Consider the following 15,718-nt stretch of genomic DNA (forward strand, 5'->3'; position numbering starts at 1 on the left):
GCAGGATCGGCCTTGGTTCGGAAGTGCTGGGTTTCGACACTGAGACGTCGGCCGACCATGACTACGGCCCGTCTGTACAAATTTTCGTGCCCGAAGCTGAATTCGCAACCTCCGCAGGCGATATCATGACCACCCTCGACCGCCACCTGCCAACCAGCTTCGAGGACAGGACCGTTCGCTATCCAAGCTACGTACGAGCGCCAGCCGATGGCCGCGCCTCTGGAATGCAAGGATCAGACCACGGCGTCGAGCTCTATACCGTGCCCGCCTGGTGCGAACGCTATCTCGGCCGTCAGTTTGCCGAAGATCTGGCCGCGAGGGATTGGCTGTCCTATTCGGAGCAGCACTTCTTGACGGTAACGGCAGGTGCTGTGTTTCAGGACGATTTTGGAGAGGTGACTGCGCTTCGAAATAGGCTCTCGTACTTTCCAAGAGATGTTTGGCTCTACAAACTGGCAGCTCAATGGGGCCGAATTGCTGAGGAACGTGCCTATATCGGTCGGACGGGCGACGTTGGTGACGAGCTCGGCTCTCGTGTGATTGCCACGCGTATGGCCGGAAACCTGATGAGGCTCGCTCTACTGGTCGAGCGCCGATACGCGCCTTACCCGAAATGGTTTGGCACTGCCTTCTCCAGGCTGGAATGCGCGCCGGAGCTGGGGCCGATTTTGCTGAAGATCATGACAGCCCCAGACTGGCGTGAAAGAGAGGCCGCAATCAAGCTTGCGTGTGAATTCGTCGCTGAACTGCAGATGATGAAGGAGGTGCCTGGGGCGACAGCCCCTGTGCAGGGCTCGCTGCACAATCGGCCATTCCAGTTTGTGGACTCCCTGAAGATCTTCGAAGGACTTCGTGCCGCGATCAATGACCAGGAGCTACGTCAGTTGCCTGAGTTCGGCGGGGTGGATCAGTACCTATCCAGCAATTTCGTTCTAGCCGTGCCCGGCTTTTCAGAGGCAACCTTGACGGCGCTTTGGCAGCATCAATGACTGCCATCGGCCGAGGCTGTGTAAAAACTCAATCCTGATGTAGAATCACCTCGTCGATCGGAGGTGGCAATGTCCGGCTATATCGAAGGCATCAGTCGTGATCAGGTTACGCTGTTTCCAGATCGTCTTGAGGATTGGATCGATGAGGATCATCCAGTTCGAGTGATCGACGCATTCGTCGACGCCATGGACCTTGCGGAAGCTGGTTTCGCCCGGATGTCGCCCGCGCAAACCGGACGTCACAGCACGATGGAGATAGAAACGCCGGGACACTCGTGCGACGACGAGGCCAAGGTCATCGGACACGAGGTCGGATCAACTCCTTCGGCGGCGGGGTGAGCACTAGCGGACGGAGCCGACGGGCACGTCTTTGCCGCTCTCGATGCTAACCCAGCGCCCGGTGTCGGACGAAGACTGCCGCTTCACGTAGAGGTAGCTGGTCTCGTTCCAGGCCCTGACGTCAGCTTCAAGATTGTCGAGAACAAAGTCTCCCTGAGCAGTACGTACCGTCAGGATCGCGTGGCCCTCCCCGTCCGGCTTGCGCACCACTGTTATCAGAAGGTCGGAGAGAGAGAAGCCGCGTCGAGCCAGCTCCCTGCGCTTCAGCAGTGCGTAATCCTCGCAGTCTCCTTCAGTGGTTGGATAGGCCCATACCTCCTCCTGGCCGAAGATCTGCTTGTCCGTCCTGGGCGCGATCCTTTTGTTGACGGAACGGTTGACCTCTTCGATGGCCGCCCAGCCCTGCGCCGACAGCTCGGGAGCGGGCGAAGACGAAAGACGGATGCTGCACTCGACCAAGTTCCTTTGGCAGAACTCGTAGTGGCCGATCGGCTGGGATGTTACTCCTCCGATGATCATGCTTTTCCCACCGGATGTCTCCGAGGCCGCAACATTCGCAGAGCCGGCGAGCGCAGAAGCAGCGAGCGCCGAGCCGGCAATTAAAGAGAATCTCATTCGTTCGTCCGCCCCCTGATCCTTAACTGAAAGTTAAGTCCGGGAGATACGGGGGATCAATTTGTGAACTTTTACCCGTCATCTCTGATGTTCACAGAGCGACGAGTATCCTCACGAATCCAGCGGCGAAGTGCTTCGACGACGAAGGAAGCGTCCTCGCCAGCCCCCGCGATAAGAGCGGAGGCCCTGTTCCGTTGCCAGGGTCTGCCGACGAAGTAGAGACCAGGAACCGGAGAGACGCCCTCCTGGTGCAGGAGCCGTCCTTCGGCGTCCACTGCGCCTTCGATCCTTATCCAGTCGAACTCGTCCCGGTAGCCGGTCGCCCAGACCACGGTGCGCGGCGCTTCGCGCGATCCGTCCGCGAAGACGGCATGGCAGCCGTCGACGGAAACCAGCCTAGGCTTCAGCGCGACGCCCTTTCGGATCAGCGTGGCGTCGTCGTTGCCTCGATTGGGAAACGGATCGATCCGGCGCATCCTCCTCCCGATGATGCTATCCGGCTTTGCGCCCAGCAGCCCAAGGCGCTGGAGCCACCACCAGGTACTCCGCCCCAGGATTCGTTCAGGAAAGAGCTTGCGGCCGCGTCCCCTTGCAAGAAGGACTTGGTGGCTGGTGGCAAGAGCCAGCGCGACGTCCCTTCCGCTTGCTCCGTCTCCGACGACCAGGACCGGACCTTCGGCAACCGACCCTGCATTCTGGAAGTCTGCGACGTGCATCTGCCGGATCTCATCGGAAAACCTTTCTGCTATAGATGGTATGCGTGGGATCGAGAACGGACCGGTGGCCACGATAACCGCCGAGGCAGAATAGAGCCTGCCGTCGTCGGAGACGGCCTCCAACGCGCCTTGTTTCCTCCGGAGGGACGAAATCCGCGTCCGGGTTTCGATGCGGTGGCCGCCCATCTTCGCGTATCGGGAAAGATATGCCGCGAACTCGTCCTTCGTGGCGTATCCCTCGGAATCGCCTGGAAGGGGCAGTCCGGGAAGGCTGCTGATGCTCCGTGGCGTGAAGAGGGTCAGTGTTTCGTACCGCTGCCGCCAGCTATCGCCGACCGCGGCAGCGGCGTCTAACAGAAGGTAGTCGACGCCCGCCTTCTTCAGTTCGTTCGCCGCAGCAAGCCCCGCCTGTCCTGCGCCGATGACGAGGACTTCCGTCCGACGGCCTCCGCCGCTGTTGCTAGCGTCCCATGACATGTCTAGGGGCGCATCTGCGAGGAAGCGGTCGCAGCGCCGGGCCGGGCCTCGTCGCCGATGTGGAAGAAGCTGTTTGTGAAGACGCCGAGGACGAAAGCGACGAGGATAGCGAGCACGATCCGATTGTTGCGCCGGATGCGGCGCTGCCGCTGTTGCTGATCGTTCGCCACATCAGTCTCCAGACGACTGATCGGATATGGCGCCAGCAGCCGTCCTCTTCCTGGCGCCCTGGAATGGATCAGCAAGCGCCGCTTCGGGCCGGCTGACGGGATACTTGATGCCGGAGATGCTCGCCGCCAGCTTTTCGGGACCTTTCTTCTTCAGAAGCTCCCGGAAGCTGGGGTGCATTCCTCCATCGACATATGCGGCGACGGGAGACGCCTTGCTCTCGGCCAAGGCCGCGTCGACCTTCCGCTTCTCCGCATCGATCTTCGCCATGATCTGCGGGTCCGGCTGCCTGACCGGGATCGGACACGCCGCCAGGGGATCGCGCGGCTCCCCGCCTTCAAAGGCGGTGTTGAACACGTATCGCCGACCACAGACCGAGACCTTCGGCTGCTGCTTGGTGAGCTCGAAAGCGTCGTAGCCTTCCTTCAGCGTTCGCCAGAACGGCAGGTTCTCGTCGCTCCTGTGGAGCGCCATGTTCTCCGGCGTCATCCGAAAAGGATATGCCTGCACCTGGAAGTGGTTTTGTCCCGATGAAAGCGCCTTCGCAACGATGGCGTAGATCTCGCCCACGCCCTGGTCGGTAAGAGCGTAGCAACCCGACGAAGAGCACGCGCCATGCACCATGAGCGCTTCCCCCGTGTAGCCGAGGGCGGACTCCAGCCGGTTTGGATAGCCCAGATTGAAGGAGACGTAGTATTGGGACTTCGGGTTCAGCATCCCCGCGGTGACATGATAGAAGCCCTCCGGCGCCTGACGGTCGCCCTCTCTTGTCTTCGGGCCGAGCCTGCCTGACCACCTGCACATCGGATACGTCTTGAGCAACGCGTATCGGCCGGACCCATCCATCTTCCAGACCTCCAGCTCGCTCTCCTGCTTGAAGATCCTGACGAGTACGGGACTTTCGGTCTTCATGCCCTTCTTCGACATCTCGGTGATCATCCTGCTCGGGATCTGTGGCGGCGCACTGGAGACGCCGTCCAAGGCCATGTCGGCCGCTACGCAACTCGATAGAAGCAGTCCCACGACCGCCATGCCGGCGAACCGACGAGTTGCATGCTGAACGACGGTCTTCCTGCTCCGGATGGTCGCGATCAAGTGCATTTCCTCTGACGTTGGTGGATCTGTTCGCGCTGCGTTTCGGGCCACGGCCCCTTTATGTCGCTCGAAGACCACCGTAGAACATGACGCATCGTCGAGACTGCGCCACACTAAAACCTCTAGCCACTTTAGCTGCAAGGGGAGAAATAGGAGCGGTGCAAGTCGTTCGCAGCCATTACGGATAATCTTGGCTTCTCAATGGCCGATCACTGGGAAAGGACCGCGGTGCTGGATGCAACCTGCCATATCGCTCGCCTCACTGTTGGATGCAGTCGATGGCACACCAAAAGTCCTTGCCAAGCGGAGGCCGTCCATACATGTCACTTGACCGAAAATTAATCGGCTTTGGGGGCAAGGCCGGCAGCCTAGAAACGTCAATCCGAAGATCCTGCTCCGGCACATCGTATTTGACGTGCCTGGACAGAACTCCCGCCGCCTGTTTCATGAGCCCGACCGTGATCCACTCGCCCGGGCAGCGGTGATTCATGTCGTGATCTCCGCCCCCCTGCGGAATGAAGTTGAAGGCGCTGCCGTCCCAATCGCTAAACCGCTCTGGCCGAAACGCCTCAGGTGCATCCCACGTACTGGCGTCGTGGTTCGTCCCGTAAAGGTCCAAAATAACGCGCCGCCCGCTAGGAAACTGGTATCCTCTCCACTCGAGGTCGCGGCGCACCAGCGCCGCGACTGCGGGAAAGAAGGGGTAGAAGCGCCGGACCTCCTGGACGAAGAGTTCTAGGTAAGAACCGTCGTCGCCAGCTTCGAGTTTGCTCCGGCATTCAGGATGGTGATGAAGGGCGTGGGCGACGAAGGTGATATAGACAGCGGCGGCAACGATCGGTCTAATCACGTTGAGGACTTCAACGGCGGCAATATGAGGGCTCAGCAGCTCACCGTTGAGATCCCGGTGCTCTGCGATGACGTAAGCGACCGATTCCACCGGCGCGCGGATTTGCCCCGAACGGATTTGCCCGACGACATTCTCGATCCAGCGATTGGCTCGCTTGCGCGCCCAGCGCGCCCGCCAGTGCTAGGCCCGACTGATCCTGCGGCGTCGAACGGCGCCGTGATCTCCTGCGTCCGCTGTCGAACCTGAGCCTCTGGGAGCGGCACCCCGGCCCACGCACACGCGGCTCGCGTCAGAAGTTCGTGGAGCTCGTCGTATAAGACGATCTCGTCCTTCTGCGCCCATAGGCGAGCACGGGCCTGCCACTCCGCCGCAGTAGTGGCTAGCAGTCCTTCGATCCGCTCGGGTGTCATCAGGGACATGAACATCTGCTTGCGATGCCGGTGGGCCGCGTCGTCCAGCCCTTGCACACCACCTCTTCCGAGCAGCGTTTTCTGGATCCGCCCGATCATGGCGCCATGCCGCATAAATCGGCTTCGGTCGTAGAAAAGTCGGGCCGCATGAGCATAAGCCGGGTCTCGAATAGGTCCGTTCCATACGCACGGCACTGCTTCGAGCTGAACCTGTAGGGATCAGCGAGAAGCGCGAGCGTTGCGTCTGATCGGGCGTCACGGGGGAGTTGCGGCATCAGCGCGCCTTCATCTGATGGAGTTCAGGTCAGCCTTTCGGATTTTCGCCTCTCGGCCGAATACTCTCGAACAGCAGGAGGCCGGCGCCGCTCACGATCCCCACATCGGCGAGATTGAAAGCCGGCCAGTGATAGGTGGCGACGTAGAAATCCAGGAAGTCGGTGACGGCGCCATGCCGCAGGCGATCAAGGGCGTTGCCGAGCGCGCCGCCGATGATGAGCCCCAGTGCAATCGCCGTCAGCCGGTTCTCGGCACGCTTCAGCCAGATGACGAGGCCGATGACCATAGCCAGCGCGAAAGCCATCAGCAACCAAGGCGACGTGTCGCCGAAAAGCCCGAAGCTTACGCCGGTATTGTGCCCGAGGACCAAGTTGAAGAACTCGGTCATCGGGATCACCCGCGGCGGCCGCATCACGCTGTTGAGGATCCACCACTTGCTGACCTGATCGATCAGGAACCAGGCGACCGCAATGGACAGCCCCAGCCGCAGCATGGAGGCGGATTTATGCGAGGCTGTTTGCGTCTGCACCATCAGAAAATCTCGAGAACCCAGAAGAGGACGATCAGCACGTAAGTCGCATAGGTGCCGACCAGAACGATAACCTGCCAGCGCCGGAAGCCGGGCTCAGAGCCGCCCCAGCGAATAAAGGCGGCGTAGAGCACGGGCATGAGCGCGACGAAGACGAAGCTGACCCAGAACAGATGGAAGTTCTCGATGGAGGTCCCAACCAGCGCCAGGGGCAGGAAGCCTACGGTCACGGCCATGGCGTGATCGCCGATGATGTTAGTAAGCGCCGGCGTGATCTGGCCGGATCGGGCGACGCTCCAGGCGGCGAAAGCTTCCGGCAGAGCCGCCACCGGCGCGGTGATGAAGAGGCCGCCGACGATCGTTGAGATGCCGAGTTCCTTGACAAGGTTCTGGGTCGCAATGACCGTGAAATAGGCACCCAGCGCGAGCACCACCACGCCGGCAACGGCCAGCCAGATCTCGCGCTTCGACCAGTCGGCCTGCTCACCCTCTCCGCGTCCGCGCAGGAACGCTTGGGCGAGGTAGGCGATGTAGGCGGCGAGCAGAAGCCAACCATCGACCGGCTGAAGACCGCGCCAGGCCGAGGGCAGGGTGAGAACGGCGAGCAAGGCGAGGATGCCAAGATAAGGCAGCGCCTGCACGCCCACAGCCGCCGGATCGACACGGAGCAGATGCTTTTGCAGGTGTCTGTCGTGACCGGGATCGTTGGGGAGGTCGCGCTTGCGAGTCGCCAAATAGCCGATAGTGACGAGGGTCGGGATGCCGATCACGGTCGAGCCGAGGACAGCGCCTAGGCCGATGCCGGAGGCGCCCCGGATTGCGCTCGTTATATTGACCCCGACTTCCGGGCTGGCGGTAGCGATGCCGATCAGCGAGCCGCCTGCTGCGGCCGAGATGCCCCATTGCCGGCGCAACTTCTTGAAGGGATCGGCCAAGTGCTCCGACCCCCAGTGCGCGGCGTACACGGCTGCAAGCAGAACCGCTACCCAGATCCAGACACTCATTTCGCCTCAACTTCCGGGTCGTCTTGCGGGTTTGGCGTCATTGCCATTGTGTTCATCCGATGCGGCCGAGCGCGGGAAACGTCTGGAGGAGCCAGATCGCGAAACTGCTGAGATGACCGGTGATCATCGCGACCCCCATGATAACCATGACCCCGCCGGCGACGATCTTCAGAACGCGCCCCGTCCGCCGCATGGATTTCATTCGCGCCATGAACCCGCGCATGAAGAGGGCGGCGAGAATGAAGGGCAGGCCGAGGCCGAGTGAATAGACGGCCAAGAGCGCTGTTCCGGTTCCTACGGTGGCGTTCGCGGCCGACAGCGCCAGGATTGCGCCGAGAACAGGCCCAATGCAGGGGGTCCAGCCAAAGGCAAAAGCAAGGCCGAGAAGATAGCTCGCCAAAGGACCGCCGCCTCTTGGGCCTGAATGAAATCTCACATCGCGCTCGAGCCAGGGTATAGGCACGAGACCGGCGGTGAACAGCCCGAAGACGATGACGATCGCGCCGCCGATCAGATTCGCTTCGTAGAGGTGCATGCGCAGCACCCCGCCCAAGGCTGTTGCACTGGCTCCGAGCAGGACAAAAACGGTGGTGAAGCCGAGTACGAAACAGAGGCTCAAGCCGAGTGTCCGACCCGTCTCCGTCAGGGTCATATCGCTCGCGAGCCTATTCGGGCTGATCGTGCGCCCGGCAACATACGAGATGTAGCCAGGCACAAGCGGCAGCACACAAGGGGAAAGAAAGGAAACGACCCCCGCGGCAAAGGCCGTGGCGATTCCGATGCCGGAAAAGTCCACTACAGCAGCACCTCCGTCAGGCTTTGGCGCCGGTGACCGGAGCGGCTTCCCGCAGGTCCGCCCGTGCATCGCGGATAATCGACCAGGAGGATTGCAGGAACAAACCGGCGATAACGACGGCAACAACCAGATCCGGCCACGGAGAGGCAGTCCACGCCACCAGCCCCGCCGCGACGACAACCGCCGCATTGCCAATGGCATCGTTACGCGAGAACAGCCAAACCGCTCGCACATTGGCGTCGCCGGTCCGGTGAGGCAGCAGCGGAAGAACCGCGACCACATTAACAACGAGTGCAATCACCGCGAACAGTCCCATCAGTTCAGCCTCCGGCTGTTGTTGCACCAGCACGCGATAGGCCGTATTCCCGAGAACCCCAAGACCAAGTGCACCAAGAAACAGACCTTGGATCAAAGCGGAACGGGCGCGCCAAACAAGGCTCCACCCGATCGCGAGGATGCCGAGGAAGGTGATCAGGCCATCGCCCAGGAAGTCGAGGGCATCGGCCTTGAGGGCCTGCGATCCCGAGAGAAAGCCGCCGAACATTTCGACAAGGCCATAGCCGACATTGAGCGCCACGACGATCCAGAGTGCCCGCTTATAGGCCGGGGTGATATGGCTCAGGTCCTTCGGCAGATCGTCGATATCGCCTTCGGCATCGACACTCGGCGCGCCCAAGCGATCGAGCCTATAGCCGATGCCTGTCACGGCACGTTCTACCTCGGGAAGACGGGCACTGGGATCGTCCACGCGCAAGGTCATGATCTGCGTGGCTGTCGAGACCTTCACTTCCTCGACTCCGACCGAGCGCACTGCTTTCTCAATTTTCGCCGCACAGGAGGGGCAGTCCATGCCGGTGACGCGGTAGCGTGCGGTCTCGGCATCGTCCGTTGAAGCTGCTATGTTCATGGCCATCTTCCCTAATTCGAGAGAGAAATATATCATTCGTGACTGATATGTCGAGCCATGTAAAACAAATTGAGCGGGTCGATGCTCCGGCCGCTGCCGTCCGGACCAAGCTGTTCCGGGGACTGGCTGACGCCTCGCGGCTATCAATCCTGGACGCCTTGTGCGCAGGGTCCTTGTCCGTGGGCGAGATCGTCGTGATGACGGGTCTCTCGCAGTCGAACGCGTCGAACCACTTGCGGTGTCTCAGCGAGTGCGGCCTCGTGACGGGCGAGCAGCGAGGCCGTTACGTCCATTACCGACTGAGCGATTCGCGCCTGAAGGATCTGCTCAGACTTGCTGAGGAATTGCTGCGTGAGACGGCCTGTGGCATCGACGCTTGCGGGAACTACAGCGTCCGGTAAAACCGCGCACATCAATGAATCTGGGGTCAGAACAAGAGCTGCTCGAAATCGTACGCTAAGACCGAACGGAGCGGGAACGTCATGCAGCGCGGAGGATTCTTCCAGGAAGTCGCAATGGCCTGAAGCCTTCGGGCATCTGCTGCTCGGTGTCCCAGGAATAGATGCCGGTGAGATTTATGTGCTCCCAGCTGAGTGGCGAGACATGCTTGAGCAATATGTCGGGGATAGTTCGACCACTTTGACGCAGATGGGCTACGGCACGGCTGAGATAAACGGTATTCCAGTGGACGATGGCGCTGACGACAAGGTTGAGGCCCGAGGCACGGAATGCCTGACTTTCGAACGATCGGTCGCGGATTTCGCCGCGCTCATGGAAGAAAACGGCCCGCTTGAGCTTGTGGGCGGATTCTCCTTTGTTAAGACCGGCTTGACATCGCCGGCGAAGTGCCGGGTTGGAATACCATTCGATCATAAACAGGGATCGCTCGATGCGCCCGAGCTCACGCAGGGCTTTCGCCAACTGGCTCGGTTTCGAGGATGCCGCCAGCTTTTTGAGGATCATTGAGGGCGCAACAGAGCGTGTCGTGATTGATGCCGCCAGATGGAGAAGGTCATCCCAGTGTTCCAGAATGAGGGCGGTATTGATCGGCGCGCCGATATGGTTGGCCAGTGCTGGATATGAGTCGGCCTTTTCGAAAGTATGGAACTTCCGGTCCTTGAGATTGCGCAGCCGAGGCGCAAAACGCTTTCCGATCAGAGTGAAGAGGGCAAATACATGATCGCTCGCACCTCCGGTATCGGTAAAGTGCTCCTCGATCTCCAGGATGGTGTCGTGGTCGACGTGATTGACGAGCCTTTGCGATTTGCGGCCTTTGTCGCGTTATCTCGGACTTCCAATGCGCGCGCTTCTGAAGGTCGTGAACTAATTTAACCCGGAAAGGCGGTTTCCGAGCGAAGACAACTAGTTCCAATCATTTGCGGCGCTACGTCGAGCAGCAAGCCGGATGTGTGCGCCTTTAGGTAGGAGATTAAATGTCCGACCGATAATGATCTCTGCTGCCGGGCGAAGAAACCACAAAGCACTAGCGCTCTGCCGGTAGCTCCGGCACTACACACGGTTTTCGGTTCTACCATGTCGGTTGATGCCGGGTAGGGTTCCCGGCGGCGTCTCCACACGACGCCGCCCAAACGATTTTACTGCTTCACGCTGTTCGCCTTACCATCCGCGCCAGCGCAATTAAGATACATGCGCCGATGAAACCGGCGATAAGGTAGCCGAGCCAGCCTCCGAGAACGATCCCGAACAGTGAAAGGATGAAGTTGGCGACTATGGCACCGACAATGCCGAGAAGGATATTCATGATGACGCCCATGTTGCTCTTCATAAACGTCTCTGCAAGCCACCCTGCAATGCCACCGATGATGATCGCCGCAATCCAGCCAATACCTGCGTCTTCCATATTCAATTTTCCTTCCGGTTTCCTAAAATACATCCGGGGCTCCGGAGGTGACGAAGAAACTCCATGCCGTGGGACTTTGTTCCATCTGGGAAAGGAAGTGGCGTCGTTCTATTCTATCTTGGACGAGGTTTAGTTGATGGTTACTGAACCGGTCGACCATGATGCTCTGGGACCAATGGACTTGCTCATAATGCTATGGGCTGAGCAGACGCGGACAGCGCATTTTACACCCGATAAGCGTTGGAAAAGACAATTGTAAAGCGGAGAATTTAAGGTTTGGCTGTTGATTTCCACTGAGAACTGACCCGGCGTTTCCACCGAGAATTGGCTCTGACTCAAATTTGCTGCTGTCGTGAATGAGGTTTCTGCTGATTCACCGGAGGATCAGCAATGGGTCATCGATTGCCGCATGCGAGTCTCGCGCCATTCGGCTTTGCAGTGGAAGCAGTGAAGATCGTTGGGGAATGTGTTCAAGTTCGGCTTCGATCGCGCAATCCATCAGCAGCTTGTCCAGCCTGCGGGCGAGCAAGCCGGCGAATTCAAAGCCGATATGAGCGGCGACCCGCTGACTTACCTCTCGGTGGTCGGCGGGTAGAGCTGACGGTCGTGACGCGTCGGTTCTGGTGCGATGCCGTACTGTGCGGCCGGCGTATCTTCTGCGAACAATTCGGTGACAACGTGCTGGCACGTTACGGTCGGCGCACCCAGAGGCTGGAGATGATTGTTCACCATCTCGGCCTGGCGCTCGGCGGTAGACCTGCCGCAGCATTTGCCAATCGCCTGATGGTGCCGGTGAGCAACGACACGTTATTGCGGGTGGTTCGCCGCCGTATTGGTGATCGGAACGAAGACCTCAACGTTATAGGCATCGACGACTTTGCTTTCAGACGAGGGCAAACCTACGGCACGATTGTTTGTGACCTTGAACGGCGCAGACCCGTTACCCTGTTGCCGGGTCGTGCGCTGGATACGTCTCGAACATGGCTTGCCAAGCATCCGTCGATATCTATTGTCGCCCGTGATCGGGGCGGTGGTTATGGAGAGGCCATAGCGAAGGCGTTGCCTAATGCTGCGCAGGTCGCCGATCGGTGGCACCTAATGGAGAATTCCAGCCGGGCCTTCCTCGACGCTGTCGGCAAATCGATGCGGCAGATCAGGCAGGCGGTCGGCAGCAATGTCGTTGATCCCAAGCTTCTGACGTACGCCGAGAAGCTGCAGTATGAGGGATATCTACGCCGCCAGGAAACGAACGAGGCGGTCCGGGAGCTGTCGAAGAAGGGAACATCCATTCGACAGATCGTGCGGCAAACCGGCCATAGCCGGAAGCTTGTTCGCGACGTTTTACGCGGCCAGCGTCTCGACGTATTCCGAACGCGACCCAGCTCTCTGGATAGCTGGCTGCCCTGGCTCAACAGCCGCTGGGAGGAAGGGGCACGCAATGCTTCGGCACTCTGGCGTGAGATGAAGACGAAGGGTTTTTCGGGGCAGAGTGGCGTCGTCTCGCAATGGGCGCAACGCCGACGTCTTGCGGAAAAGGCCAATCAGAGCGGGCTCGCCAGAACGCCGTCTGCACGGGTTATCGCGCGCCTCATGACAACCGCGCGCGATGACCTTGCAAAATCCGAAGCGATCCTCGTAGCGGCAATCGAAGTAAACGTCCCGGAGCTTGTAGTCGCGCGTACGGCCATTGGTGACTTCCAGTCCATGATCCGCTCGAAGACAGCGCGGAAGCTCGACGAGTGGTTGGAAGCCGCTAAGGACAGCTTGGTTGGATCGTTTGCCGGCGGCGTCCAAAAAGACCTCGACGCTGTAAGAAACGCGATCATCTCACCGTGGTCAAATGGGCAAACGGAAGGACAGATCACCCGTTTGAAGCTCATCAAGCGCCAGATGTACGGAAGAGCGAAGCTCGATTTGCTGCAAGCAAGACTGATTGGCGCATCGTAGGAGCGGAACGCCAGCAAATGTGCGTCAGAGCCAATTCTCGGTGGAAACGCCGGGTCAGCTCTCAGTGGAAATCAACAGAGCCGGCGATTACGGCACGGGAGCGCTAGTGCGACGCCTTCGCGTAAATCCTCTTGCCCGTCTCAGCCCGCCCTCGCCCGCGTGCTTTGGCTCGATAAAGAGCCTGGTCAGCCTCCACCAACAGCTGCGCAGGGTTGTCATTGGTCTTGGCGAAGGCTGTACCAACGCTCACTCCGATTATGCGTTTCACCTCATCGATTTCGACGGGTTCATGAAACGACCGGACGGCAGCTTGCGCCATCTCCATGACCGCAGATCGAGTAGCGCCAGGGGCGGTGAGAATGACGAATTCGTCTCCGCCCCACCGTGCGACGATGTCGCTTTCGGTCGTCACGTTTTGGAGCCGACGCGCAGCTTCTTTTAAGACGAAGTCGCCTGTGTGATGGCCGAACTCGTCATTGATCTCTTTGAAGTAGTCCAGATCGAGATGAAGAACCGCGCTGAAGTTGACGGCCCCTTTGTCCCAGGCTTCGAGCTGATCATTAAGGCCGCGACGGTTGAGTAGCCCGGTTAATTCATCTCGAACGGCTATCTGCCGGATGGTCTCCCTCGCCTGCTCTAGAGCGAACGCCCGCGCTTCGGCTTCGGCCACCGCGCGCTTCAGTTCCTCTTGAGCCTTCACATCACCAGTCACATTCCAGTTCACACCCAGTAGCTTCTGCCGGCCATCCTGATCCTTGAACGCCACCGAACGAGATCTGATGTGACGTATCTCACCGCTCGACGTGATAATGCGAAACTGGTTTCCAAAGGGCATGCCGCTGGCTATGCCGTCCGCAATGCGAGCCATGCAGTTGTCGCGATCATCAGGATGCAAATGCCTCCTCTGGAGGGTACCACCGGCGTCCAAGAGAGGCTCATCTTCACTCGCGCCATACATCTCAAGGAGGCGGCGGTCTCTCAAGACCTGACCATTAATGAGATCTGCTTCGAATAGTCCGATCTCTGCGACCTCTATCGCGAGATTAAGCTTTCGGGAGAGATCCTCGAGCTTCTGCTCGGAGTGTTTGCGGTCGGTGATGTCTGCATCGGTACCGACAACGCGCGCCGCCTTGCCATCCGGCTGCCACTCCATGATCGATCCGCGACTCTCGATCCAGATCCAACGACCGCTACGATGCATTTCACGGTATTGAAAGACGCTGAAGGCTTTGCGACCTGAGTTCTGGTCTTCGAGAGCTTGAAGCACATGGCTGCGGTCTTCGGGATGTACGGTCTCGATCCAATGAACCGTGTCCATCTGCAACACTTCGTCGTCCGGAATCCCGCGGATCCGTCGCCAATTGCTGCAACATAGGAACTCCTCCCTGACCACATCGAACGACCAGGCGGCCTGGTTTGAGCCGTCAAGCGCTCGTCGCCATCCTTCTTCCAGGCGCTGCAGACGAGCCACTTCGTCCCTCAGACGTTCCAGCTCCGCGGTCGACGCGTTGGCCGGATAGCTCTCAGATGTGACTCGATCGTCAGACAAGCCTTCTCTCTTTCACGTAATCGCAAATCGTTCTCGTAGACTAGTTTAAGGACAGCTTATGAAATCCTCGTAAACGCTGTGAGAGCAGCGCCCTCAGTCTGGTCAAGCTTTGGCAGAACTCAATTCTGCTCCTGTTATTCTATCGACCTACGTTGGTACCCATGTTTGGTCCCGGATACCGCAATTGAGCTGCTGCTCGTAGACGTAAGTTCCTTCAGACCCTTGTGACGCTGTAGAGCTCGCACCAATGCCGGCTTCGTTTGATACCCTTCTCTAAACATGTTGAAGATGACAGCTGCTGCAATTTCCAAACCCGGGCTATCCTCGGCAATTATCTGTATGGTCCTGAGAGAGCCGTCCGAAGCCTTCAACGTCGCTTCAGTTGTCTTGACTTCGCCACCACCAGCGAATGCAGCCTCCATCTGCTCCCGAGCGTCCTCAACACTGGTCTCCAGGAAATCGAGGAAGTGACGGCCTATCATGTCGTTTTGTCCTGAACCGAGAACGCGCGCAGCCTCTTTATTGGCATACAACGCGCCTTGCTGTGTGTGGATCAGCAGGCCCATGGGCATTACGTCCATCATGACACCCAGTCGCTCCTGCGTGTCTATCAGCGTCTGGCGTGTTAATTCGGCAGCGCTTGCAGCGCCGGGCTCTTCATCGAGAAACATGCGTTAGGCCCCCAATATCTAGGGGATAATGTGGTATCAACGATGAAGAATAAGATAATAGACTGAGTAGAACACGTTCCCAGGCCTCCTAAGACACTATCCCGCTTGGGCTAGCTCTGCGCATTCGACCTATGATCCGTTTGAGTCCAGACTTCGCCCAGTCAATTTCCACTCATACTTACCGGACCCAATACACCAATCAGATTTCCGCGGTGAGTGGCCGTCAGTGATTTACGGGAACTTCCGGCCAGTCAGCATCGCGACGAGTTGGTGACGGTTTCTAATTCCGCTCTGGTAAAGTGAAATCAGGATCTTCGCATGCTTCTCTGATTGAGGAGATTGCGAGGCGTCTCCACGCAACTCGCACACCCGCAAGAACACCGTTTGCAGCAGGAATAGATCATCGGGCCCTAAAGCAGAGTTTAGAGGCTGCCTCAAAAAGAGGTGGGTGATTTCAACAGGTTATGATTCCTCCGGATTTGCGAGATTCGATGGAGTTCAGAATGGCCTGGAGCGAAA

At 59.1% G+C, this 15,718-nt stretch carries 16 protein-coding genes and 2 pseudogenes; 5 read left to right on the top strand and 13 right to left on the bottom strand.

The window, feature by feature from the left end; translation table 11 throughout:
• Positions 1–125: 125 nt before the first annotated feature.
• Complete coding sequence (locus ACQKP1_RS25150; RefSeq protein ID WP_277921231.1) at positions 126–989, top strand: DUF4037 domain-containing protein; 864 nt, start codon at positions 126–128, stop codon at positions 987–989.
• Between the two features lie 69 nt (positions 990–1,058).
• Positions 1,059–1,229, top strand: a pseudogene (locus tag ACQKP1_RS25155) (IS5/IS1182 family transposase); the annotation flags it as partial.
• A gap of 102 nt (positions 1,230–1,331) precedes the next feature.
• Here the strand turns inward: ACQKP1_RS25155 and ACQKP1_RS25160 are convergent.
• The 9 genes from ACQKP1_RS25160 to ACQKP1_RS25200 all read right to left on the bottom strand — a co-directional run bounded on the left by ACQKP1_RS25160 (position 1,332) and on the right by ACQKP1_RS25200 (position 9,171).
• Positions 1,332–1,943 carry a transglutaminase-like cysteine peptidase gene (locus tag ACQKP1_RS25160; RefSeq protein WP_183368329.1) on the bottom strand — a complete coding sequence of 204 codons (612 nt, stop codon included), beginning with the start codon at positions 1,941–1,943 and terminating at the stop codon, positions 1,332–1,334.
• A 71-nt stretch (positions 1,944–2,014) separates the two neighbouring features.
• The gene (locus tag ACQKP1_RS25165) at positions 2,015–3,136 is read right to left on the bottom strand and encodes a flavin-containing monooxygenase (RefSeq protein WP_183368328.1); all 1,122 of its coding nucleotides are present in this window, start codon (positions 3,134–3,136) and stop codon (positions 2,015–2,017) included.
• 2 nt (positions 3,137–3,138) lie between these two features.
• A complete protein-coding gene (locus tag ACQKP1_RS25170; protein WP_313291406.1) occupies positions 3,139–3,306 on the bottom strand; it encodes a hypothetical protein in 168 nt (55 codons plus the stop codon).
• Position 3,307: 1 nt separating this feature from the next.
• Entirely contained in the window at positions 3,308–4,405 is a 1,098-nt protein-coding gene (locus tag ACQKP1_RS25175; RefSeq protein ID WP_376781713.1) for a L,D-transpeptidase family protein, read from the bottom strand.
• Positions 4,406–4,658: 253 nt separating this feature from the next.
• Positions 4,659–5,339 carry a cytochrome P450 gene (locus ACQKP1_RS25180; RefSeq protein WP_343066714.1) on the bottom strand — a complete coding sequence of 227 codons (681 nt, stop codon included), beginning with the start codon at positions 5,337–5,339 and terminating at the stop codon, positions 4,659–4,661.
• 624 nt (positions 5,340–5,963) lie between these two features.
• Complete coding sequence (gene lspA / locus ACQKP1_RS25185) at positions 5,964–6,467, bottom strand: signal peptidase II (RefSeq protein WP_313291404.1); 504 nt, start codon at positions 6,465–6,467, stop codon at positions 5,964–5,966.
• Positions 6,467–7,468, bottom strand: a complete 1,002-nt coding sequence (locus ACQKP1_RS25190; protein WP_313291403.1) for a sodium:calcium antiporter — start codon at positions 7,466–7,468, stop codon at positions 6,467–6,469. Before ACQKP1_RS25190 ends, lspA begins: the two co-directional genes overlap by 1 nt.
• A gap of 52 nt (positions 7,469–7,520) precedes the next feature.
• A complete protein-coding gene (locus tag ACQKP1_RS25195) occupies positions 7,521–8,264 on the bottom strand; it encodes a cytochrome c biogenesis CcdA family protein (protein WP_427277430.1) in 744 nt (247 codons plus the stop codon).
• A gap of 16 nt (positions 8,265–8,280) precedes the next feature.
• Positions 8,281–9,171, bottom strand: a complete 891-nt coding sequence (locus tag ACQKP1_RS25200) for a cation diffusion facilitator family transporter (protein WP_183368324.1) — start codon at positions 9,169–9,171, stop codon at positions 8,281–8,283.
• Positions 9,172–9,218: 47 nt separating this feature from the next.
• Between ACQKP1_RS25200 and ACQKP1_RS25205 the strand changes: the two genes are divergently transcribed.
• Positions 9,219–9,572, top strand: a complete 354-nt coding sequence (locus ACQKP1_RS25205; protein WP_183368345.1) for an ArsR/SmtB family transcription factor — start codon at positions 9,219–9,221, stop codon at positions 9,570–9,572.
• Between the two features lie 79 nt (positions 9,573–9,651).
• Here ACQKP1_RS25205 and ACQKP1_RS25210 read toward each other — a convergent pair.
• Positions 9,652–10,410, bottom strand: a pseudogene (locus tag ACQKP1_RS25210) (Tn3 family transposase); the annotation flags it as partial.
• Here ACQKP1_RS25210 and ACQKP1_RS25215 point away from each other — a divergent pair.
• Positions 10,348–10,503, top strand: a complete 156-nt coding sequence (locus ACQKP1_RS25215; RefSeq protein WP_427277431.1) for a hypothetical protein — start codon at positions 10,348–10,350, stop codon at positions 10,501–10,503. The pseudogene ACQKP1_RS25210 and the gene ACQKP1_RS25215 overlap by 63 nt on opposite strands.
• A 271-nt stretch (positions 10,504–10,774) precedes the next feature.
• Here the strand turns inward: ACQKP1_RS25215 and ACQKP1_RS25220 are convergent, their stop codons facing one another.
• Entirely contained in the window at positions 10,775–11,032 is a 258-nt protein-coding gene (locus tag ACQKP1_RS25220; RefSeq protein ID WP_097143482.1) for a GlsB/YeaQ/YmgE family stress response membrane protein, read from the bottom strand.
• A 390-nt stretch (positions 11,033–11,422) separates the two neighbouring features.
• Here ACQKP1_RS25220 and ACQKP1_RS25225 point away from each other — a divergent pair, with 390 nt between their 5' ends.
• Positions 11,423–12,979 (top strand): ISL3 family transposase, encoded by a 1,557-nt coding sequence (locus ACQKP1_RS25225; RefSeq protein WP_427277432.1) that lies wholly within the window; start codon positions 11,423–11,425, stop codon positions 12,977–12,979.
• Positions 12,980–13,082: 103 nt separating this feature from the next.
• Here ACQKP1_RS25225 and ACQKP1_RS25230 read toward each other — a convergent pair whose 3' ends face one another.
• Both ACQKP1_RS25230 and ACQKP1_RS25235 read right to left on the bottom strand, forming a co-directional pair.
• A complete protein-coding gene (locus ACQKP1_RS25230; protein ID WP_427277433.1) occupies positions 13,083–14,528 on the bottom strand; it encodes a diguanylate cyclase domain-containing protein in 1,446 nt (481 codons plus the stop codon).
• A 134-nt stretch (positions 14,529–14,662) separates the two neighbouring features.
• Entirely contained in the window at positions 14,663–15,199 is a 537-nt protein-coding gene (locus tag ACQKP1_RS25235; RefSeq protein ID WP_427277434.1) for a PAS domain S-box protein, read from the bottom strand.
• Between the last annotated feature and the right edge of the window lie 519 nt (positions 15,200–15,718).

Source organism: Allorhizobium sp. NPDC080224 (assembly GCF_050281005.1).
GTDB lineage: Bacteria > Pseudomonadota > Alphaproteobacteria > Rhizobiales > Rhizobiaceae > Allorhizobium.